The sequence below is a fragment of the Acrocarpospora macrocephala genome (genome assembly GCF_009687865.1).
Taxonomy (GTDB): domain Bacteria; phylum Actinomycetota; class Actinomycetes; order Streptosporangiales; family Streptosporangiaceae; genus Acrocarpospora; species Acrocarpospora macrocephala.
This window is the reverse complement of record NZ_BLAE01000025.1, coordinates 49,461-69,073: the sequence shown is the minus strand read 5'-3', so window position 1 is coordinate 69,073 and position 19,613 is coordinate 49,461. Positions and strand designations below refer to the sequence as shown.

The 19,613-nt window shown below is 67.8% G+C and carries 22 protein-coding genes; 19 read left to right on the top strand and 3 right to left on the bottom strand.

Annotated features, from left to right (window positions below; genetic code table 11):
• Positions 1 to 6 precede the first annotated feature (6 nt).
• From Amac_RS22230 to Amac_RS22220, 3 genes are read left to right on the top strand one after another with little or no spacing between them, the layout of a single operon-like run.
• Positions 7 to 1,014, top strand: coding sequence for an NAD(P)H-dependent glycerol-3-phosphate dehydrogenase (locus tag Amac_RS22230; RefSeq protein ID WP_155356313.1), 1,008 nt, complete (start codon positions 7 to 9; stop codon positions 1,012 to 1,014).
• A 30-nt stretch (positions 1,015 to 1,044) separates the two neighbouring features.
• Positions 1,045 to 2,220, top strand: coding sequence for a trans-sulfuration enzyme family protein (locus Amac_RS22225; protein WP_155356312.1), 1,176 nt, complete (start codon positions 1,045 to 1,047; stop codon positions 2,218 to 2,220).
• Positions 2,221 to 2,260: 40 nt separating this feature from the next.
• A complete protein-coding gene (locus tag Amac_RS22220; protein WP_155356311.1) occupies positions 2,261 to 3,355 on the top strand; it encodes a D-alanine--D-alanine ligase family protein in 1,095 nt (364 codons plus the stop codon).
• Between the two features lie 69 nt (positions 3,356 to 3,424).
• On the opposite strand, the gene Amac_RS22215 is transcribed toward Amac_RS22220, so the two are convergent.
• Both Amac_RS22215 and Amac_RS22210 read right to left on the bottom strand, forming a co-directional pair.
• Positions 3,425 to 3,844: a DUF3515 domain-containing protein gene (locus tag Amac_RS22215; protein WP_155356310.1), complete on the bottom strand. Its 420-nt coding sequence runs from the start codon at positions 3,842 to 3,844 to the stop codon at positions 3,425 to 3,427.
• 8 nt (positions 3,845 to 3,852) lie between these two features.
• Positions 3,853 to 4,086, bottom strand: coding sequence for an Lrp/AsnC ligand binding domain-containing protein (locus Amac_RS22210; protein ID WP_155356309.1), 234 nt, complete (start codon positions 4,084 to 4,086; stop codon positions 3,853 to 3,855).
• 64 nt (positions 4,087 to 4,150) lie between these two features.
• On the opposite strand from Amac_RS22210, the gene Amac_RS22205 reads away from it, so the two are divergent.
• From Amac_RS22205 to thiD, 6 genes are all read left to right on the top strand, one after another.
• On the top strand, positions 4,151 to 5,161 hold the full coding sequence (locus Amac_RS22205) for a thiamine-phosphate kinase (protein WP_155356308.1): 1,011 nt from the start codon (positions 4,151 to 4,153) through the stop codon (positions 5,159 to 5,161).
• A gap of 883 nt (positions 5,162 to 6,044) precedes the next feature.
• Positions 6,045 to 6,860, top strand: coding sequence for a hypothetical protein (locus Amac_RS22200; RefSeq protein ID WP_155356307.1), 816 nt, complete (start codon positions 6,045 to 6,047; stop codon positions 6,858 to 6,860).
• A 2-nt stretch (positions 6,861 to 6,862) separates the two neighbouring features.
• Positions 6,863 to 7,744, top strand: coding sequence for an ADP-ribosylglycohydrolase family protein (locus Amac_RS22195; protein ID WP_170322592.1), 882 nt, complete (start codon positions 6,863 to 6,865; stop codon positions 7,742 to 7,744).
• A gap of 120 nt (positions 7,745 to 7,864) precedes the next feature.
• Positions 7,865 to 8,749, top strand: coding sequence for a helix-turn-helix domain-containing protein (locus Amac_RS22190; protein WP_246268577.1), 885 nt, complete (start codon positions 7,865 to 7,867; stop codon positions 8,747 to 8,749).
• 20 nt (positions 8,750 to 8,769) lie between these two features.
• On the top strand, positions 8,770 to 8,985 hold the full coding sequence (locus tag Amac_RS22185) for a DUF397 domain-containing protein (protein WP_155356305.1): 216 nt from the start codon (positions 8,770 to 8,772) through the stop codon (positions 8,983 to 8,985).
• 65 nt (positions 8,986 to 9,050) lie between these two features.
• Positions 9,051 to 9,863, top strand: coding sequence for a bifunctional hydroxymethylpyrimidine kinase/phosphomethylpyrimidine kinase (gene thiD / locus Amac_RS22180; protein WP_155356304.1), 813 nt, complete (start codon positions 9,051 to 9,053; stop codon positions 9,861 to 9,863).
• 20 nt (positions 9,864 to 9,883) lie between these two features.
• On the opposite strand, the gene rpmB is transcribed toward thiD, so the two are convergent.
• Positions 9,884 to 10,069 (bottom strand): 50S ribosomal protein L28, encoded by a 186-nt coding sequence (gene rpmB, locus Amac_RS22175; protein WP_155336401.1) that lies wholly within the window; start codon positions 10,067 to 10,069, stop codon positions 9,884 to 9,886.
• Positions 10,070 to 10,278: 209 nt separating this feature from the next.
• Here rpmB and fakA point away from each other — a divergent pair, with 209 nt between their 5' ends.
• From fakA to Amac_RS56315, 10 genes are all read left to right on the top strand, one after another.
• Positions 10,279 to 11,835 (top strand): DAK2 domain-containing protein, encoded by a 1,557-nt coding sequence (fakA, locus tag Amac_RS22170; protein ID WP_155356303.1) that lies wholly within the window; start codon positions 10,279 to 10,281, stop codon positions 11,833 to 11,835.
• 34 nt (positions 11,836 to 11,869) lie between these two features.
• A complete protein-coding gene (recG, locus tag Amac_RS22165; RefSeq protein WP_155356302.1) occupies positions 11,870 to 14,035 on the top strand; it encodes an ATP-dependent DNA helicase RecG in 2,166 nt (721 codons plus the stop codon).
• A gap of 505 nt (positions 14,036 to 14,540) precedes the next feature.
• A complete protein-coding gene (gene rsmD / locus Amac_RS22160; protein WP_155356301.1) occupies positions 14,541 to 15,095 on the top strand; it encodes a 16S rRNA (guanine(966)-N(2))-methyltransferase RsmD in 555 nt (184 codons plus the stop codon).
• Positions 15,096 to 15,116: 21 nt separating this feature from the next.
• Positions 15,117 to 15,593, top strand: coding sequence for a pantetheine-phosphate adenylyltransferase (gene coaD, locus Amac_RS22155; RefSeq protein ID WP_155356300.1), 477 nt, complete (start codon positions 15,117 to 15,119; stop codon positions 15,591 to 15,593).
• A 79-nt stretch (positions 15,594 to 15,672) separates the two neighbouring features.
• The gene (locus tag Amac_RS22150) at positions 15,673 to 16,230 is read left to right on the top strand and encodes a YceD family protein (RefSeq protein ID WP_155356299.1); all 558 of its coding nucleotides are present in this window, start codon (positions 15,673 to 15,675) and stop codon (positions 16,228 to 16,230) included.
• A 1-nt stretch (position 16,231) separates the two neighbouring features.
• Positions 16,232 to 16,411: a 50S ribosomal protein L32 gene (rpmF, locus tag Amac_RS22145; protein WP_155356298.1), complete on the top strand. Its 180-nt coding sequence runs from the start codon at positions 16,232 to 16,234 to the stop codon at positions 16,409 to 16,411.
• A 267-nt stretch (positions 16,412 to 16,678) separates the two neighbouring features.
• The gene (gene rnc, locus Amac_RS22140) at positions 16,679 to 17,416 is read left to right on the top strand and encodes a ribonuclease III (protein WP_155351508.1); all 738 of its coding nucleotides are present in this window, start codon (positions 16,679 to 16,681) and stop codon (positions 17,414 to 17,416) included.
• Positions 17,417 to 17,429: 13 nt separating this feature from the next.
• Positions 17,430 to 18,302: a bifunctional DNA-formamidopyrimidine glycosylase/DNA-(apurinic or apyrimidinic site) lyase gene (mutM, locus tag Amac_RS22135; protein WP_155356297.1), complete on the top strand. Its 873-nt coding sequence runs from the start codon at positions 17,430 to 17,432 to the stop codon at positions 18,300 to 18,302.
• Positions 18,303 to 18,670: 368 nt separating this feature from the next.
• On the top strand, positions 18,671 to 18,976 hold the full coding sequence (locus Amac_RS22130; RefSeq protein ID WP_155356296.1) for an acylphosphatase: 306 nt from the start codon (positions 18,671 to 18,673) through the stop codon (positions 18,974 to 18,976).
• 189 nt (positions 18,977 to 19,165) lie between these two features.
• Positions 19,166 to 19,360, top strand: a complete 195-nt coding sequence (locus Amac_RS56315; RefSeq protein WP_155336276.1) for a hypothetical protein — start codon at positions 19,166 to 19,168, stop codon at positions 19,358 to 19,360.
• The last annotated feature ends 253 nt before the right edge of the window (positions 19,361 to 19,613 follow it).

Sequence of the window (19,613 nt, the reverse complement as noted above, 5' to 3'; positions counted from 1 at the left end):
GAGGGAATGACCAAGGCTGCCGTGCTCGGAACCGGCTCGTGGGGGACGACATTCGGGATGATCCTCGCCGAGGCGGGCACCCGGACGACGCTGTGGGGGCGGCGCGCGGAGATCGTCCACGCCATCGACCGTGACCATGAGAACCCCGATTACCTGCCGGGACTCCGGCTGCCCGAGAATCTGCGGGCCACCACCGACCCGGCCGAGGCGATGGCCGGGGCCGATTTCGTGGTGCTGGCCGTGCCGGCCCAGACGCTGCGCGCGAACCTGGCCGCGTGGAAGCCGTTCCTGCCGCCGGAAGCGGTCCTGGTCAGCCTGATGAAGGGCATCGAGCTGGGCACCACCAAGCGGATGAGCGAGGTCATCGTGGAGGTGGCGGAGGTGCCGCCGGGGCGGGTGGCCGTGGTGTCGGGGCCCAACCTGGTGGGCGAGCTGGCCCAGCGGCAGCCCGCCGCCGCCGTGGTGGCCTGCTCGGACACGATGGTGGCCGACCGTTTCCAGGAGGCCTGCCACCTGCCGTGGTTCCGGACCTACACCAATCCCGACGTGGTCGGGGTGGAGCTGGGCGGCGCGGTCAAGAACGTGATCGCGCTCGCGGTCGGGGTGGCGGTCGGGATGGGGCTCGGGGACAACCTGCGGGCCACGCTCATGACGCGCGGTCTTGCGGAGATCTCCCGGCTGGGCGCGGCGCTGGGCGCCGACCAGCACACGTTCGCCGGTCTGGCCGGGATGGGCGATCTGATCGCGACCTGCACCTCGCCGCTGTCCCGCAACCGCACGTTCGGGGAGAATCTCGGGCGCGGCATGACGATGGCCGAGGTGGTGGCGGCCACCAAGCAGACCGCCGAGGGCGTGAAATCCTGCGAGTCGGTGCTGGATCTGGCCGCCAAGCACGACGTGGAGATGCCGATCACCGAGGTCGTGGTGGGGGTCGTGCACGACGGCATGACCCCGGCCGAGGCCGCGATGCTGTTGATGTCACGAACACCCAAGCCAGAGCGATATGGCGTGTAAATCCCGATTGAAGAAGCTGGTGAACCGCCGGTGAAGCGCAGCCGGAGACGACTCGGCGAGAACTCCAGGGCGGTCCACCTGCCCGCCGCGACAACGCCACGGCAGGTCCCGATCGGCCCGCCGGTCTGGCGCTCCGCGGCCTGGACCTTCGACAGCACGTCTGAGCACGTCAGCCACATCGACAACCCCACCGTGGCCGCGTTCGCCGCCGGCGTGGCCTCCCTGGAAGGGGCCGCCGCCCCCGAGGACGTGGCCGGCCAGGCGTTCTCCTCCGGCATCGCGGCGATCAACACCGTGCTGCTGACCTTCCTGCGCTCCGGCGCGCACGTCGTCGCTCCCCTCTACGGCCGCGCCCACGCGCTGCTCACCAACGTGCTCTCCCGCTTCGGCGTCACCGCCGACTTCGTCGACTACGCCGATGTACGGCGCGTGCGCGCCGCCGTCCGCCCCAACACCAAGATCGTGTACGCCGAGACCCTAGCCAACCCGACCATGGCCGTAGCCGACATCCGCGGCCTCTACCGGGTCGCCCGGGAGGCGGGCGCCCTGCTGGTGGTCGACTCCACCCTCGCCACCCCGATCGTCTGCCGCCCGCTGGAGCACGGCGCCGACCTGGTCGTGCACTCGGCCACCAAGTACATCGGCGGCCACGACGACTGCACCGGCGGCGTCGTGGTCGGCCGCCCCGACCTGATCGACCAGGTCCGCGAGGTGCGCGTCGACACCGGGGCGTCACTTTCCCCCGACGACGCCTACCTGCTCAGGCGCGGCCTGGAGACGCTGACGCTGCGGGTTCGCCGGATGTGCTCGACCGCGCTCGTGTTCGCGGCCGCGATCGCCAAGCATCCGGCGGTCCGGCGGGTGGACTATCCGGGCCTGCCCTCCCATCCCGGGCACCAGCTGGCCCGGCTGCTGTTCGACTCGGGGCCAGAGGGACCCCGGTTCGGGGCGATCGTCACGGTCACGCCGTACGGTGGGTACGAGGCCGGGGTCGCCCTCGCCGACGCCCTGCGGATGGTCAGGATCGCCACCTCGATGGGCGGCACCCACACCAAGGTCGCCCACCTGGCCTCGGTTGAGGAGGTGGCGGGCGTGGACGCGGCGGCCGTACGGTTCTCGATCGGGCTTGAGGACGCGGAGGACCTGATCGCCGACACGACCCAGGCACTCGACGCGCTTCGGTCCGTGTCGCCCACGCGTGGCTGACAAGGCGTTTTGACCACCACACAGGGTAGATTCGGGCGTCATGAGCAAGATTCGCGTAGCGGTGGTATTCGGCGGGCGCAACTCGGAGCACGCGGTTTCCCTGATGGGGGCGGGCAGCGTGCTCGAGGTGATCGACCGGGACGCGTACGAGGTCGTGCCGATCGGGATCGCCCAGGATGGGCGCTGGGTGCTGGCCGCGCCGGACCAGAGTTACGCGATCGAGGGCACCCGGCTGCCCGAAGTGGACACCTCGGGCGCGGAGCTGGCGCTGCCGTCCGCCTCCAGGAGCGTGGTGGCGCTGGAGCCGGGGGAGATCCCGCGCTCGCTGGGGGACGTGGACGTGGTGTTCCCGGTGCTGCACGGGCCGTTCGGGGAGGACGGCACGCTGCAAGGATTGCTGGAGATGGCGGGTGTGCCGTATGTCGGGTCTGGGGTGCTGGCCAGTGCGGTCGGCATGGACAAGGCGTACATGAAACTGGTGCTGAAGTCGGCGGGGCTGCCGGTCGGGCCCTACGTCGTGGTGCCGGACCGGGCCTGGCGGACCGATCGGCCCCGGGTGCTCAAGGAGATCGAGGAGCTGGGCTGGCCGGTGTTCGTCAAGCCCGCGCGGGCCGGATCATCGCAGGGCATCCGCAAGGCGAGCACGCAGGAGGAGCTGGAGGCGGCGGTCGAGTTCGCCCGGGAGCACGATCCGAAGGTGCTGGTGGAGGCCGCCATCGGCGGGCGGGAGATCGAGTGCGCGGTGCTGGAGTCGCTCGGCGACGCCGCGCCGGAGGCGAGCCTGCCCGGCGAGGTGCTGGTCCAGGGCGGTCAGGAGTTCTTCGACTTCGAGGCCAAGTACTACGCCGATCAGATGGCGCTGGAGGTTCCGGCGGACCTGCCGGCCGGGACCACGGCGGAGCTGCGGGCGATGGCGATCCGCGCGTACGAGGCGCTGGGCTGCGAGGGGCTGTCCCGGGTGGACTTCTTCTACACGCCGTCAGGCGAGCTGATCCTGAACGAGATCAACACGATGCCCGGATTCACCTCGCTGTCGGTCGCGCCGCAATTGTGGGCGGCGACCGGGCTGTCCTACGGGCAGCTAGTGGACCGGTTGATTCAACTCGCTCTGCATAGGCCGACCGGGCTGCGCTAGCCCTGTATTTTGCGCATCATGTTCGTCTTTGTCGATCGATTGCGGATAGGCTATGCGCGAAATATGGGGCTAGGGAATTGAAGCCTTGATCGGATCGGCCAGTTCCACCAGGACGTCGCCCGGCTTGTGGGCGACCGAGATCGTCACCTGGACGTACGCCTCCCGGTTCACCGACGTGAACAGCGTGGGTTTGTACGGATCGGCATACCAGGCGACCCCGTTGATCTCGTCCACCATGTCCGTGGGGGACATCGCCGCCGGACGCTCCACGCCACAGCGCAGCGTGATCTGCCCGGCCCCCCAGACCGCCACATACGGCGACGGAGGCTCGGACGGCACCCGGCGCTCCCCGTCCAGCTCGCGGGGCAACGCCTGGCTCAGCCGCTCGCACGCGACCTTGCTCTCCGCGGGCGGGCTCGGCGGATCCACGCGGACAGCACCGGAACACGCGGCCGCCGCCAGCGCGAGCAGGGCGATCAGTGACTTCATCAAGGATCTCAAATATGGACAATCGGACACGTCAGGGTACGCGTGATCCCCTCCACCGCCTGGATCTGGGCCACCACGAGTTTGCCAAGCTCGTCGACGTTACGGGCCTCGGCCCGGACGATCACGTCGTACGGACCGGTGACATCCTCGGCCTGCGTGACACCGGGAATCGCCGCGATCGCACTGGCCACGTCGGCGGCCTTGCCGACCTCGGTCTGGATAAGGATGTAGGCCTGCACCATCAGGTCCTCCCGGGATTGATCACCACCGAAAGGTCAACGTACCCCGAACACCAGGAGGTGTGACATCACAGTCGGAGAACTAGGCGAATTCGGTGTTGTTAGCCGGATTGCGGGGCGTCTGTCCCACGGTGCGTCGGTCTTGCTCGGCCCAGGCGACGACGCCGCGGTCCTGGCAGCGCCCGACCAACGCGTGGTCGTGACGACGGACCTGCTCCTTGAGGGTAGACACTTCCGCCTCGATTGGTCCAGCGGGTACGAAATCGGTCGTAAAGCGGCAGCGCAGAACCTTTCCGACGTTATTGCCATGGGCGCAACCCCCACAGCCCTTTTCGTGGGCTTGGGCATGCCCCCCGACACCACAATCGCCTGGCTGGACGCCCTAACCGACGGCTTCCGCGACGAATGCGCCCTAGTAGGGGCAAGCGTGGCAGGCGGCGACATCGCCCGCTCCGACACGATCGTCCTCGGGGTAACAGCTTTGGGAGATCTCGCCGGAATCGCCCCGATTACTCGCTCAGGAGCCCGCCCGGGAGACCAGGTAGCCATCGCCGGGCGCCTCGGGTATGCGGCAGCCGGGCTCGCCCTCCTCTCGGCAGGCAAGGCCACGATGGAGGCGGGCACGGCCACGACGGGGGCGGGCGGAGCCCGAGGGGAAACAAAGGGCTGGGTGGGTGGGTCCTTCCCGGAGTTGCTGTTGGCGCATCGTCGTCCCGAGCCGCCCTATGACCAAGGGGCCCGGGCTGCGGCGTTGGGGGCGACAGCGATGGTGGATGTCAGCGATGGGCTTGTGCAGGATCTTGGGCATGTTGCCGAAGCCAGTGGGGTCGGGGTGGTTGTGGAGCCGGCGTCTTTCCGGGTGTCCGCGATCCTTGTTGAAGCGGCCCGCTACCTGGGAGTCGATCCGCTGGACTGGATTCTCACGGGCGGTGAGGATCACGCGCTCGCCGCCACGTTCCCTCCTGAGGTACGCCTTCCGCCTCCCTGGCATGTTGTCGGAGAAGTCGTTCAAGGCCAGGGAGTGCAGGTCAAAGGGCGCGCGGAGGCCCCCGGGGGATGGGATCACTTCAGGGGATGATGTGAAATTTGTGACAAAGGCGTTTTAGATCTGTTATGAAGTATGACGGTCGCCAACAGGAAGGACCGTCATGGGTCGTCACAGGACAGGACGAGATAGCGGTGATGGGGACAACCCCAATGCCGACCATTCGAACACGTCCGCGGACGCCACATCTGACCAGCACACTTCCCCTGACTCCGGGGATGGCTTCGACCGGTGGCTCGGGCACCTGACCGGAGACGGCCCCGAGCTCACCTACCGCTGGCCGGAGGACACCGGTCACGCCGGCCGCCCTGGGTATGCCGATAACGCCGGGCACTCCGGGCATCCTGGACAAGCCGGGCGCTCTGGCCAGCCTTGGCCCGCCGGGCATCCTGGGCCCGGAGGGTATGTCGATAACGCCGGGCGCTCTGGGTACGCGGGGCCTGTCGTGCCTCCGCCCGCCGAAGAGGATCGTCCGGCCATCCATCCGGCCTACCGCTGGGATCTCCCGCCCAAGCGCAAGCGCCCCGCCGAGCCGTCGGATCAAGAGCCGCCCTCGGGAGTCGTGACACCGTTCCGGCGCAAGCCACGAAACCCTTACGCGCCAGCCGAGACGGGATTTCCCGAGGCAGCGGGATTCGGGCCAGGGTCCCCTTTTGGTCCCACAGACGGTTCAGACGCCTCGCCGAGTTCGGACGCCTCGCGGGGTAAGGACGCTTTGTGGGGTTCGGATGACCCGCCGGGTCCGGACGCCTTGCGGAGTCCGGACGCTTTCCGGGGTTCGGACGCTTTCCGGGGTTCGGACGCCTTGCGGGGTTCAGATGACTTGCCTGGAGAGGCGACGCGCGCCGATCTGGTGCCTGTTCCCCAGGCGCAGGTCGACTATCGCTGGCCGCCCGCGGAGTCTTCCGGTGTCGCTGTGGAGCTTTCCGGGAAGTCGCGTGACAGCGGCCCGGACTTGTTCACCGAACCCAGCTCTCGAGGCCGTTTCGGGCGGACCGCGTTGTTGTCCGGTCTGTCGGTGCTGGTGGCAGTGGGGGTCACGTTCGCCGGGGTGAGGCTGGTCGGAGACCGTACTGACCTGGTTTTGGAACCGCCTGCGGCCAGTTGCGAGCCGGGCGGATGCGGAGCGGCCCCCGCCGTTCCCCAGCCGTCGGCCACTGATTTCGCCACGCCGGAGGAGTCACCTTCCCCGACAGCGGACAAGCCGAAGCCGAAGCCCACCCCCAAATCCACGGCCCCCGCAATCGTTCAGGCGAAGCCAACGCCTAGCCGTACAAACTCCCCGAAGCCCAAGAAGTCGCCCACGCCCACAGCGACCGAAGACGACGAGGTTCCTGTAGGGATCGGCCTCGAAGAGGGCGGCGGTCCGTCGAGCAACGATGACGCGCCGGCCGACGGGAACACGCTCCGCGTGGCGGCTCCCGCCGTGACGGTCGCCTTCGAGGTGACCCAAGAGGATTTCGACGGCTACGCCGCCCGCATCGTCGTACTAAGCGGCAACGAGGACATTTCCGACCTTCGCCTCGCCATACCCGTCACCGGTGAGGTCCTCACCGTTGAGGGCGCTCAATGGGAGGTCCGGCGCGGGCAACTCATTCTCACCTCTTTCGCCCCCCTTCTCGCCGGTGAGGAACTCGTCGTCGAAATGATCGCCAACGGCTCTCCCACCACCCCGTCCGACTGCGTCCTGACCGGCGGCGACTGCACCATCGCCGCACCTCCTACGCTCTGAACGTGGTCACCTCGCACCAAGTCGCGGCGGCGATTCGCGGCCTGGCCGCCGGAGACGCGCTCGGTGTGCCGTGGGAGACCATGCCACCCGAGCGCATCGACCGCACCCGCCTCTTCGACCTGCCCGCCAGCCGAGGCTGGCCCCGCGGCGCCACCTCCGACGACACCAGCCAGGCCCTGATCGTCGCCCGCCTCCTCGCCGACACCGCGGGAACCCCCACCGCGGCCGAGTTCATGCGCCGCCTTTCCGCCGAGGCCGACCAGATCCGCGGCATGGGCTCAACCACCCGCCGCGCCCTCAAGCACTACACCGCCACCCACACATTCCCCGAAATATCCCCACAAAGCCGGGCCAGCAACGGCGCAGCCATGCGCATCGCCCCCGTCGGCTGGATCATCCCTCCCACCGACCCCGCCCGCCGCCGCGCCCTGGTCCACGAACTCTCCCGAGGCACCCACCCCCACCCCGTCTCCATCGGCGCGGCCTCCATCGTCTCCGCCATGGCCACCCAAGCCCTCGAAGACCCCGCTCAAATCCTCCCCGCCGCCATCGCCGAAGCCACTCACCTCGCCCTCCCCGCCTTCGCCCCCATCCACCAGGCGGCCACCGGCACCTGGACCCCACCCCCCGGCGGCATCTCCATCCTGGCCGCCCCCACCATCGCCGCCGTCGTCCACACCATCCACCACTCCACCGACCTCACCACCGCCCTGACCTACGCGGTGACCCTAGGCGGCGACACCGACACCGTCGCCGCCATCGTCGGCGGAATCCTCGGCGGCATCCCCGGCCAGCCCGCACCCCCCTGGTGGCCCCGCGTCCTGTTCCCCGAAGACACCGAGGTAGACCACCTGGCCACCCGGCTGATCGAGCTCCGGAGATAGTCCCCCTTCTGGCGATGCGGACACGGAAAGAGAGCAGGCCAAAAGGGGTCCGATTCCTTTCCGTTTTGCGGAGAATGCTGAGAGTCACGTTGGGTCCGCTGGTCGCACGATGACCAGTGCGTGGCTAAGTCCGAGAAGGGGTGGTTCGCGATGGCCGGCAGACGAGGTCCGACGCTACGAACGCAGTGGCTGGGCAAACAACTACGGGAACTCCGCGAGGCGGCGAAGCTGACCCTGCGAGACGCCGGAGACTACATCCAGCGCGACCCCGCGACCATCAGCCGCATCGAGAGCGGCCTCGTGCCCGCCCGTACCCCGGACGTGATAGCCCTGCTCAATCTGTACGGCATTAGCAACAAGGCCAAACGCGAGGGAATGGAACGCCTCAGCCGCGAAGTCTGGCAGACCGGCTGGTGGGATGGTTATACGCCGGAGGCTCTCGGCGGCATGCTCGATCGGGCCTGGCTGGAGTCACGGGCAGAACGAATCCGTATCTATGAGCCGATGGTAATTCCGGGCCTCTTTCAGACACGCGAGTACGCTTCGGCGGTCATTACAGCAGGTGACGCGGGCGCCAGCCCCGAACGTATTAACCAATGGCTGGAGTTCCGGATGGCCAGACAAAAGATGCTCGAATCAGACCCGCACCCACGCATCGAAATGATCCTCGACGAGGCCCTGATGCATCGCGTCATCGGCGGCCCTCGGGTGATGTCGGCCCAGCTGAGGCGGTTGGCACTGGCCGCGGACCGGCCCGACGTGGAGGTGCGAATCATACCGTTCAGCGTGGGGGCGCACGCGAGTCCTAACGGTGGTTTCCTGATCTTCGATATGCCAGACCCATATCCCGATGTGGCCTATGCCGAAACCCGTGGAGGCGCTGTCTACGCCGAATCCGACGGGGCCGACAGTTTCATGCGAACGTATGATTCCCTTCAAACAATCGCCTTGATTCCGGACGCTTCGGCGAAGTTCATCCGGAACGCCGCGAAGCGGTTCGGGTAGGCGATACGGGAGGACGCGGCATGGATGGGTTGTCAAGTGTCGCATGGCACATCAGTTCAAGGAGTTCCAACGGGGTTGGGCAGTGTGTCGAGGCGGGCCCGCTTGCTGACGGCACTGGCCGAGTAGCGGTACGGCACAGCCGGCACCGCGACGGTGAGGTGATCATTTATACCCGCGCTGAGTGGGAGGCGTTCGTCGGCGGCGTCAAGGATGGCGAGTTCGACTTCTTCTCCTGAGGCGTGACGCCTCGAGCCACCGCTCCACGCACATCGCCGGCTGGGCGAGCTGGTTGGATTGGGGTATGACTCCTCCTCGTGTGTTAACGGTCGCGGGCTCGGATTCCGGTGGGGGTGCGGGCATCCAGGCCGATCTGAAGACGATGCTGGCGCTCGGCACGCACGGGATGAGCGTGATCGCGGCGGTGACCGCGCAGAACTCGGTGGGGGTTCAGGGGTACTGGGAGTTGCCGCCTGAGGCGGTCCGCGCGCAGCTGGACTCCGTGCTGGGGGACATCGGGGTTCAGGCCGTGAAGACCGGCATGCTGGCCTCGCCGGTTCTGGTGGAGACGGTGGCCGAGGTGCTCGCCGGGCTGGACGCGCCCGTGGTCGTGGATCCGGTAGGGGTGTCCAAGCACGGGGATTCGCTGCTCGCGCCGGAGGCGGTGGGGACGGTGAAGTCCCGGTTGTTGCCGACGGCCACCGTGGTCACGCCGAACCTGTGGGAGGTCGAGCAGCTCACCGGCGTGAAGGTCGAAGGCGAGGACGATCTTCGCCGGGCGGCCGACGCGGTCCTGGCGCTCGGACCCCGGTGGGCGCTCATCAAGGGCGGCCACCTGCCCGGGGAGCCCGTCGACCTGCTCACGGACGGCACGACCGAATATCGGTTCCGCGCCGAACGCCTGGACAACCGCCACACCCACGGGACCGGTTGCACGCTGGCCTCGGCCATCGCGTCATATCTCGCCCTGGGCGAAAACGTTCCGGACGCGGTGGAAAAGGCCAAGGTCTATGTCACTGGCGCGATTGCGAACGGGTTCCCTTTGGGGGCTGGGATCGGGCCGGTGGACCACGCCTGGCGATGGCGTACCAATGCGAAACCCGCCACCGATGGGTGACGGGTTCGGAGTCGCGGGTGCTAGCGGGTGACCTTGCCTGCCTTGATGCAGGAAGTGCACACGTTGAGCCGCTTCGGCGTTCCGTTGACCGTCGCGCGGACGGTCTGGATGTTCGGCTTCCAGTTGCGCCGGGTGCGGCGGTGCGAGTGGGAGACGTTGTTGCCGAAAATCGGCTTCTTAGCGCAGATGTCGCAGACGGAAGCCACGGTCATCGCTCCTTCAGGATCAAGTCTTAGATCAGCTCATCCGAGCATGCCGGGACAACCGGCTGGCCACACGAGGATAGCCGATGTCCGCCCAAACACGCGAAACGAAGGCGCGGCGGAGACGGGATAACCTCGTACCTGCCAACGGTAGCGCATCGGGGGAGCGCCAGGACGCGGGTTGGGCGACGGTGCGAAATGAGGGCCGGTCAATGCTGAAGGTGCTCGATCCGGGGGCCGTCCGCGGCTGGGTACGGCTTTCGGCGGACGCGCTGGCCCGAGCTCGGGCCGAGATCGACGCGCTGAACGTGTTCCCGGTGCCGGATGGGGACACGGGCACGAACCTGCATCTGACGATGCTGGCGGCGGCCGACGCGCTGGCGGGCCTCGGCGCGGACGCGGACGCCGACCTGACCTGGCGGACCCTGGCGCAAGGGGCGTTATTGGGCGCGCGCGGGAACTCGGGGGTGATCGTCAGCCAGGCGCTCCGGGGCATGGCCGAGGTGCTGGGGCAGGCCGAGGGCCGCGGCGACGACGTCCGGGACGCGCTGGTGCGCGGCGCCGAAATGGCAAGATCCGCGGTGGTACGGCCGGTCGAGGGAACCGTTTTGAGCGTGCTCGCCGCCGTGGCGGACGCGGTACGCGAGCGGGACGGCGATCTGCCCGACGTGGCCGGAGCGGCGGCGCGGGCGGCCCGACAGGCGCTGCTGCGGACCACCGGGCAGTTGGACGTCCTGGCCCGCAGCGGCGTCGTGGACGCGGGCGGCGCCGGACTGACGATCATCCTGGAGATCCTGGCCGAGGTGGTCGCCGACGCATACGCCGAGCGTCATGACGTGCCCGCGCCCGCCTCCGATCAAAGGCCGGCCCTCGATGTGGGGCAGCCTGGATACGAGGTCATGTATCTGCTCGACGCCGAGCAGGAGGCGATCGATCGCCTGCGGGCGGAGCTGGACGGGCTCGGGGACTCGCTGGTGATCGTTGGCGGGGACGGGCTGTGGAACGTGCACGTGCATGTCGACGATGCCGGGTCGGCGATTGAGGCGGGGTTGGGAGCTGGGCGGCCGTACCGGATCAAGGTGACGTATCTCGGAGGGCGGACGCCTACGCCCAGCCGTGGCGTGGTCGCGGTGGCGGCCGGGGACGGGCTGGCGGGGCTGTTCCGGGAGGCCGGGGCCGTGGTGGTGCGGCGGGAGCCGGGGGCGAGCCCGCCGCTGGCGGCCGTGCTGGCGGCGATCAGGGAGGCGGGGGCCGAAGTGGTCGTGCTGCCCAATGACAGCGGGGTCCGGGCGGTGGCCGTGGCGGCGGCGGAGATCGCCCGGGAGGAGGGGGTGACGGTGAGCGTGCTGCCGACCAAGGCGTCTGTGCAGGGGTTGGCGGCGTTAGCCGTACATGATCCGTTGCGGCGGTTTGATGATGATGTGGTCGCTATGACTGACGCGGCTGGGCATACCCGGCATGGGCATGTGTGGGTGGCCAACCGGGAGGCGATGACGAGTGCGGGGTTGTGCCGTCCGGGGGATGTGCTGGGCGTGGTGGATGGGGATGTTTCCCTGATCGGTACGGCTGTCGCGGAGGTCGCGGTTGAGGTCGTGGATCGGATGGTGTCCGCCAGTAGCGAGTTGGTGACGTTGGTGTCCGGGGCGGATGCCGGGGGGTCGTTGGCGGAAGTCGTACAGGACCATCTTGGGGTGGTTCGTCCGGATATTGAGGTTGTGCATTACGAAGGTGGGCAGGGCGGGTATCCGCTGCTCATCGGGGTGGAGTGATTGTTGTCGGGGATGCGCGGTAGAACTGGTTGACGTGACCAGGTTCGATGAGTCGTTGAAGCTCGCGGTGGGGGACAAGACGGCCGCGCCGTTGGAGAGTGCGCTGGGGATCAGCACCGTGGGTGAGCTGCTGCGTCACTATCCGCGGCGGTATGCGGAGCGGGGGGAGCTCACGCCGATCGCCTCGCTGGAGCATGATGATCATGTCACCGTGGTCGGGCGGGTGTCGGCCGTGCAGCGGCGGCCGATGAAGAACCGGCAGGGCACCTGGCTGGATGTCGAGGTGACCGACGGGAAGGATCGGCTGCGGCTCGCGTTCTTCGGGAAGGGCGCGTACGTGGCGGAGCAGCGGCTGCTGCCCGGGACCGAAGCCTTCTTTTCCGGAAAAGTCAACGTTTTCGCTACGCCGAATGGGGTCAAGCGGCGGTCGCTGACGCATCCGGACTATGTGACCGAGGATGAGGAGACCGCTGAGGAGTTCAGCACCGCGCCCGTGCCGATCTACCCGTCGGCGCAGAACCTGGCCACCTGGAAGATCCAGCGTGCGGTCCGGACCGTGCTGGATGTGCTCGAGCTCGATGATCCGCTGCCACCGGCGATGCGCAGGCGGCTGGGCCTGCCGGGGCTGACGGACGCGCTGAAGGCCATTCACCGGCCGCGGGACCATGGCGATATCGCGCGGGCCAAGAAGCGGCTCAAGTTCGATGAGGCGTTCTTGCTGCAGGCGGTGCTGGTGCGGCGCAGGATCGTGGCGGCGCAGTGGCCCGCCACGGCGCGGCCGGGCAAGGAGAGCGGCCTGCTCGCCGATTTCGACGCGCGGCTGCCGTTCCGGCTGACCGACGGGCAGCGTGAGGTCGGTGCGGAGATCTCCGCCGATCTCGGGAGCGAACATCCGATGCACCGGCTGCTGCAAGGCGAGGTCGGCGCGGGGAAGACCGTGGTCGCGCTGCGGGCGATGTTGCAGGTGGTGGATTCCGGCGGGCAGGCGGCGCTGCTCGCGCCGACCGAGGTGCTGGCCCAGCAGCATCACCGTTCGATCGTCGCGATGCTGGGCGACCTGGCCGGGGGCGGCATGTTCGGGGGGACCGGGGTGGCGCTGCTGACCGGTTCGATGGGCGCGGCGGCCCGGCGCTCCAATCTGCTGGACGCGGCCTCCGGGGCGGCCGGGATCGTGGTGGGCACCCACGCGCTGCTCCAGGACAAGGTGCAGTTCGCCGACCTCGGCCTGGTGGTCGTGGACGAGCAACACCGGTTCGGCGTCGAGCAGCGGGACGCGTTGCGGGAGAAGTCCCAGGGCGGGCGGCCGCACGTGCTGGTGATGACCGCCACGCCGATCCCGCGCACGGTCGCGATGACCGTCTTCGGGGATCTTGAGGTGTCCACGCTCAGCCAGCTGCCGTCCGGGCGGGCGCCGATCACGACGCACGTGGTTCCGGCGGCGGAGAAGCCGCACTATCTCCAGCGGTCGTGGGAGCGGATCAAGGAGGAGGTGGGGTTGGGGCGGCAGGCGTACATTGTCTGCCCGCGTATCGGGGATCAGGAGGGGGACGAAGGGGACCTGGCCAAGGAGGACGCCGAAGAGCGGCGGCCGCCGCTGGCGGTGGTCGAGGTCGCCGAGATGCTCGCCGACGGGCCGCTGCACGGTCTCCGCGTGGCTGTCCTGCACGGCAAGCTGCCTCCCGAGGAAAAGGACGCGATCATGCGCTCCTTCGCCCGGGGTGAGGTCGACGTGCTGGTGGCGACCACCGTCATCGAGGTCGGCGTGGACGTGCCCAACGCCTCCGTCATGGTCATCATGGACGCTGACCGCTTCGGCGTCTCCCAACTCCACCAGCTCCGCGGCCGCGTCGGCCGAGGCGGCCTCCCCGGCCTCTGCCTCCTGGTCAGCGAAGCCGTCCCCGACACCCCGGCCCGCCTGCGCCTCGACGCCGTGGCCCGAACTCTGGACGGCTTCGAACTGTCCCGCGTGGACCTCGAACAGCGCCGCGAAGGCGACGTCCTCGGCGCGGCCCAATCCGGCCGCAAGTCCTCACTCCGCATGCTCCAACTGCTGCGCGACGAGGACGTCATCGAATCGGCCCGCGAAGAGGCCCTCTCCCTGCTGACCGAAGACCCCCTGCTCGAATCCCATCCAGGACTCAAAGCAGAACTCGACACCCTGGTCACGGACGAACGCTCCGAATACCTGGAAAAAACCTGACTTCGTCCTGCAGGGCCGCGTGTTGGAGGGATTGGGGGGTCATTTCTGGGGGCAGCCGCGGCGATGGCGGGGTTCGTGCGGAGCCCCTTGGGGCGGGTGAGAGAGCCCACGCGGATGAAGCTGCCTGCTTCATTTGAGCGACCACGGGGTCGGGCTGAGCCCGACGGGAACCAGAGGGTTGGATGGGAGTGTGGTCTCGAAACGGCGTAGGTCTGGGAGCAATCGCGTTGAGTGGGGGGCCGGATGGGGCCCTGGGCGTCAAAATGACCCAGGGCCCAGCCTTGGGACGGCCTCCCCCCGAATGCCGTCCCCGGCTGGGCCCACCCTCGGGTCAGGTGCCGAGGGCGCCGGCGTGCGGAAGGGCTCACGATCACGCCGGCCGGCCTTCCCCTGGGTCACCGTGAAGGCCGCAAGACCCATCTTGCAGGCAGGTGCGGGTGGAGGGAATCACCCTTACCTATTTCTCGCCACCTCTTACTCACTCTTGACCAGGGATAATGAGCAGATGACCAGGGTCATCGCAGGAAGAGCGGGCGGCCGGCGGCTGGCCGTACCACCGGGAAAGAGCACCCGGCCGACCAGCGACCGCGCCAGGGAAGGGCTTTTCGCCACCGTGGGGTCGCTGCTGGGGGTGCCGGAACGCACTCTCGACCTCTACGCGGGGTCGGGCGCCGTCGGGCTGGAATCCTTGAGCCGCGGCGCGTCGCACGCGTTGCTGGTGGAGTCCGACGCGAAGGCCGCCAGGACGATCCGGGAGAACATCGCCGCGCTCGGCCTTCCCGGAGCCGTGTTGCGCGCCGACCGGGTGGAGCGGGTGGTGGCGCAACCGTGCGCCGAGCCGTACGACTTCGTGTTCGCGGATCCGCCCTACGCGGTGCGCGACGAGACGCTGGCCGAGGTGCTGCTGGCGCTGCGGGACAACGGCTGGCTGACATCCGGCGCGTTGGTCGCGGTCGAGCGTGAGACGAGAGGGAAGGATCTTCGATGGCCCCCCGGGTTCGAGGAGGCCCGGGCCCGTCGCTACGGTGAAGCGACCGTTTGGTACGGTCACGCCGAATGAGCCCGATCTAAGGGGTGTGTGGTGCGCCGAGTTGTTTGTCCGGGGTCATTCGACCCTGTCACCAATGGTCATCTCGACATCATCGGCCGGACGTCCCGGCTCTACGACGAGGTCGTCGTCGCCGTTCTGATCAATATCGAGAAGAAGAGCCTCTTCACCGTCGAGGAACGCATCGACATGCTCCAGGCGGTCACCAAGGAGTACGGCAACGTCCGCGTGGAGAAGTTCCACGGCCTGCTCGTCGATTTCGCCAAACAGCAGAGTATCCCGACCATCGTGAAGGGCCTGCGCGCGGTCAGCGACTTCGACTACGAACTCCAGATGGCCCAGCTGAACTACCGCATGTCCGGCGTGGAAACCCTCTTCATGTCCACCAACCCGGAATATTCGTTCCTCTCCTCCAGCCGCCTCAAGGAAATCGCCCGCTACGGCGGCGACGTCTCCGGCCTCGTCCCCGACCTGGTCCTGCGGCTCCTGGTGGAACGTCTGCGCGGCTGAGGATGCCCATCCGGGCTGGTATCGTTGGACTCTGGCCTTGCACGACGGCGGTGATTCGCCATGCCTTATGGAAAGCAGGATGAGTCTGCCACGCCTCGACCCCCGAGCTCCCTGGGTGATTTCAACTCATGATCTGGGCCGGCGACCGGGGTCGATGCGCAAGATGAGTCCGACGCTTCCGGCGCCGGTGGATCTCGCGGTCGGCATGATCGGTGTTCCCAAGGACGCCGAGGTCGAGGTGGATCTCCGGCTGGAGTCGGTGATGGAAGGCGTGCTCGTGACGGGCACGGCGGGTGCTCCGCTCAGCGGGGAGTGCTCGCGCTGTCTGGATCCGCTGACCTCGGAGATCGAGGTCGAGTTCCAGGAGCTCTTCTTCTACTCGGCGGAGGACGCCAGAGAGGACGATTCGCTCCTCGACGGCGAACTGCTCGATCTGGAGCCGACGTTCCGTGACGCGGTGGTGCTCGCACTGCCGTTGAGTCCGGTGTGCCGCGAGGACTGCCCAGGGCTCTGCCCGGAGTGCGGGGCCAAGCTGGCGGACGCCGGCCCTGACCACCGGCACGACCGGGTGGACAGCCGGTGGGCGTCACTGCAGGGCCTGAAAATAGACGATAACGAAGACGATCAGGAGGCCTGACGTGGCCGTTCCGAAGCGGAAAATGTCGCGGAGCAACACCCGCGCCCGCAGGTCCCAGTGGAAGGCGACCGCGGTCGTGCTCGTGAGCTGCCCGCAGTGCCGCTCGCCGAAGCGCCCGCACATCGCGTGCCCCGAGTGCGGCACTTACAACCGCCGTCAGGTCATCGTGCCGAAGGCCTGAGCAAGCGCTCAGCGATTCCCGGCGCGCGCCGCGGTTCCGGGCGCGCCTGAGTTTGTGGGATTCCGGCGCCGATCGGGTCGTCAAACCGGCCCGGTCGGCGTTACCTTGCTTCACAAGCGCTTCATAGGGAAGCGTGTGCGGTGGCGGCTCGCCCGCGGCCGTGGTGGACGCCGGGTGCGTACCCGACGCCCACCACGCCTTCGGGCTTCGTCAAGATGATCCACCTGCCACCGTGCTTCGGCGTTGCCATGCACGAGGAGGAAGATCATGATTGGCAAGCCCGTCGCCGTGGAGGCCGTCCGCGATGAGCTGGAGCGGGTGCTCGACGTCCGGCTCAGCACCGAGATCCTGGAGCGGGCGCTGACGCACCGCTCGTATGCGTACGAGAACGGTGGCCTGCCGACCAACGAGCGGCTGGAGTTCCTGGGCGACTCGGTGCTCGGCCTGGTCGTCACCGACACCCTGTTCCGGGGGCATCCGGATCTGCCCGAGGGCCAGCTGGCGAAGTTGCGCGCGGCCGTGGTCAACATGCGGGCGCTCGCGGATGTGGCCAGGACCCTCGATCTGGGGCGGTTCCTGCGGCTCGGCCGGGGCGAGGAGGGCACCGGGGGCCGGGACAAGTCCTCGATCCTGGCCGACACGCTGGAGGCCCTGATCGGCACGGTTTACGTGGACAAGGGGCTGGAAGAGGCCTTCCGGGTGGTGCACCTGCTGTTCGACCCGCTGATCAAGCGTTCCGCCTCGCTCGGGGCCGGGCTCGACTGGAAGACGTCGCTGCAGGAGCTGACCGCCTCGGAGATGCTGGGCGTGCCCGAGTACCATGTCGACGAAAGCGGCCCTGACCACGCCAAATCGTTCGTGGCGACCGTACGGGTCGGTGGGCAGGAGTATGGCACGGGGGCCGGGCGCAGCAAGAAGGAAGCCGAGCAGCAGGCCGCAGAAGCCGCCTGGACGGCGATTCGCGACCTGCGTGACGCCCGTGAAGCGGCGGTCGGCAGAACCTGACACAGGAGCATAGATGCCGGAATTGCCCGAGGTTGAGGTTGTCCGGCGCGGGCTGGAGACCTGGGTGGCCGGGCGGGAGATCGCCGCCGCCGAGGTCCTCCATCCGCGTGCGGTGCGCCGCAACACCGGCACGCTCGCGGACCTGCTGGTCGGCCGCACGGTGGTGTCGGCGGAGCGGCGTGGCAAATACCTGTGGCTCCCGCTTCGTGAGGGGGATTCACCGGTTGAGGACGCGCTCATGGCCCATCTGGGGATGAGCGGCCAGCTTCTGATGGTCGAGCCGAAAGAGCCGCCGGAGAAACATCTGCGGGTCCGGATCGGCTTCACCGACGACGGCCCCGAGTTGCGCTTCGTCGATCAGCGCACGTTCGGGCATCTGCTGGTCTCTCCCCTTGCGGTACGGCCTTCGCGTGACGTTCCCGAGCCGATCGCGCATATCGCGCCCGACCCTTTCGAGGAGGCGTTCGACGATGCCGAGTTCACGATCAGGATTCGCCGCCGCCAGACCGGGGTGAAACGGGCGCTCTTGGATCAATCGCTTATTAGCGGTGTGGGCAACATCTATGCGGATGAGGCGTTGTGGCGGGCCAAGCTGCACTGGGCGCGCCCGACCGAGACGCTGACCGGCAAGAAGGTGGCCGAACTGCTCACGGCCGCGCGTGGGGTGATGACCGAGGCGCTCGGGGAGGGCGGGACGTCCTTCGACCGCCTCTACGTGAACGTGAACGGCGAGAGTGGCTACTTCGACCGGTCACTCGCTGTGTACGGCCGGCGGGACGAGCCGTGCCCGCGCTGTGGCACCCCGATCCGGCGGGACGCGTTCATGAACCGATCCAGCTACAGCTGCCCGAAATGCCAGCCGAGACCGAGAAACGGCAGGTGGTGAGGGTATATCGGGTGAAGAGGGTATATATCGCGATGGCTGGCGTGGTACGTGCGTCTGCACGTTCGCGCCGAAGCTGTCGTTGGGAAACCAGGTGACGGCGAGGATGGTGGAACCCGGGGGAAGGGATGGGACCTCGGGGACCTCCGATCCTGTTGTTGCCAGGTTCGAGGGTTGTGGTGGGAAACCATGGTGACGGCGGGGGCTGGCGGAGCCTGAGGGAAGGCATGGGACCCTGAACTTGTTGTTGCCGGGTTCGAAGTTGTCGAAGGAAACCATGGTGACGGCTGGGGCTGTTGAGCCTGATGGGGCCTTTGGGACCCCCGATCCTGTTGTTACCGGGGCTTTGTCGTAGGCTGCGTCGGCGCGGGATGACTTCTGGCGATCGGATTGGGGGTGAGTTTGGTGTGGTGAGGCTCACAGTCTGGGTGAAAGGGCGTGTGCAGGGTGTGGGCTTTCGCTGGTGGGTGCGGGCGAGGGCGTTGGAGCTCGGCTTGCGCGGATGGGCGCTCAACTTACCGGATGGGCGGGTTGAGGTTGTGGCCGAAGGGCCACGGGAATCTTGCGCCGCGTTACTTGACCTGTTAAGTGGGGGTGACACGCCCGGCCAGGTCACAGGCGTGATAGAGCGGTGGAGTGATCCGAAAGGGGCGGTTGTCGGCTTTGTGGAGCGATAGCCCCTTCCCTTAAACCACCCAAATGAGGTATATTTACATGTCGACAGTGTCCATCGGCCGCTCATTGTGAAGCGTTCAACTTGACCGCCTCCGCAGCCGGTGCGACTCTTGAGAAGAACCACGCGCACCCCTCCCGCGGCTTGAAGTGCGCGAACCAGTCTGGTCACTCAGCGTGGAGGACCCTTAACCATGGCGAAGGCTCTACTCGGCCACGTCGGCGGTCCTGACCCTCGTATGGTCTCGGAAATGCGTCGCCTCCAGCAGCGCATCCGTGACTTGGAGGCAGAACTCACCCGGCTCCAGGCACAAAACGATGCGCTTGCCGCGCAAACTCGTGATGAGGCTCTGGTTAGGCTGCAGGATCGCGAGCCGGCTCTCACCTGAGAGGCCGGGTCACAACACGAATGAAAATTGTCAGGGGCGCCTCGAAAGGGCGTCCCTTGTCATTTCCACCCACATTTCCGATGATGTTCCGCCTCCCTTGCCACTCCTATGGCAATTCTTGACGACCCATAGGCCAACTTTCCAGATTATTTCGTACGCCCCACCCCCGAAACTGGGGACCCCCACCCACCCGTCAACTCCCCTCAACGACTCCCACCCCTTCGTTACCGGGTTTCTCCCACCCACCCAGCCC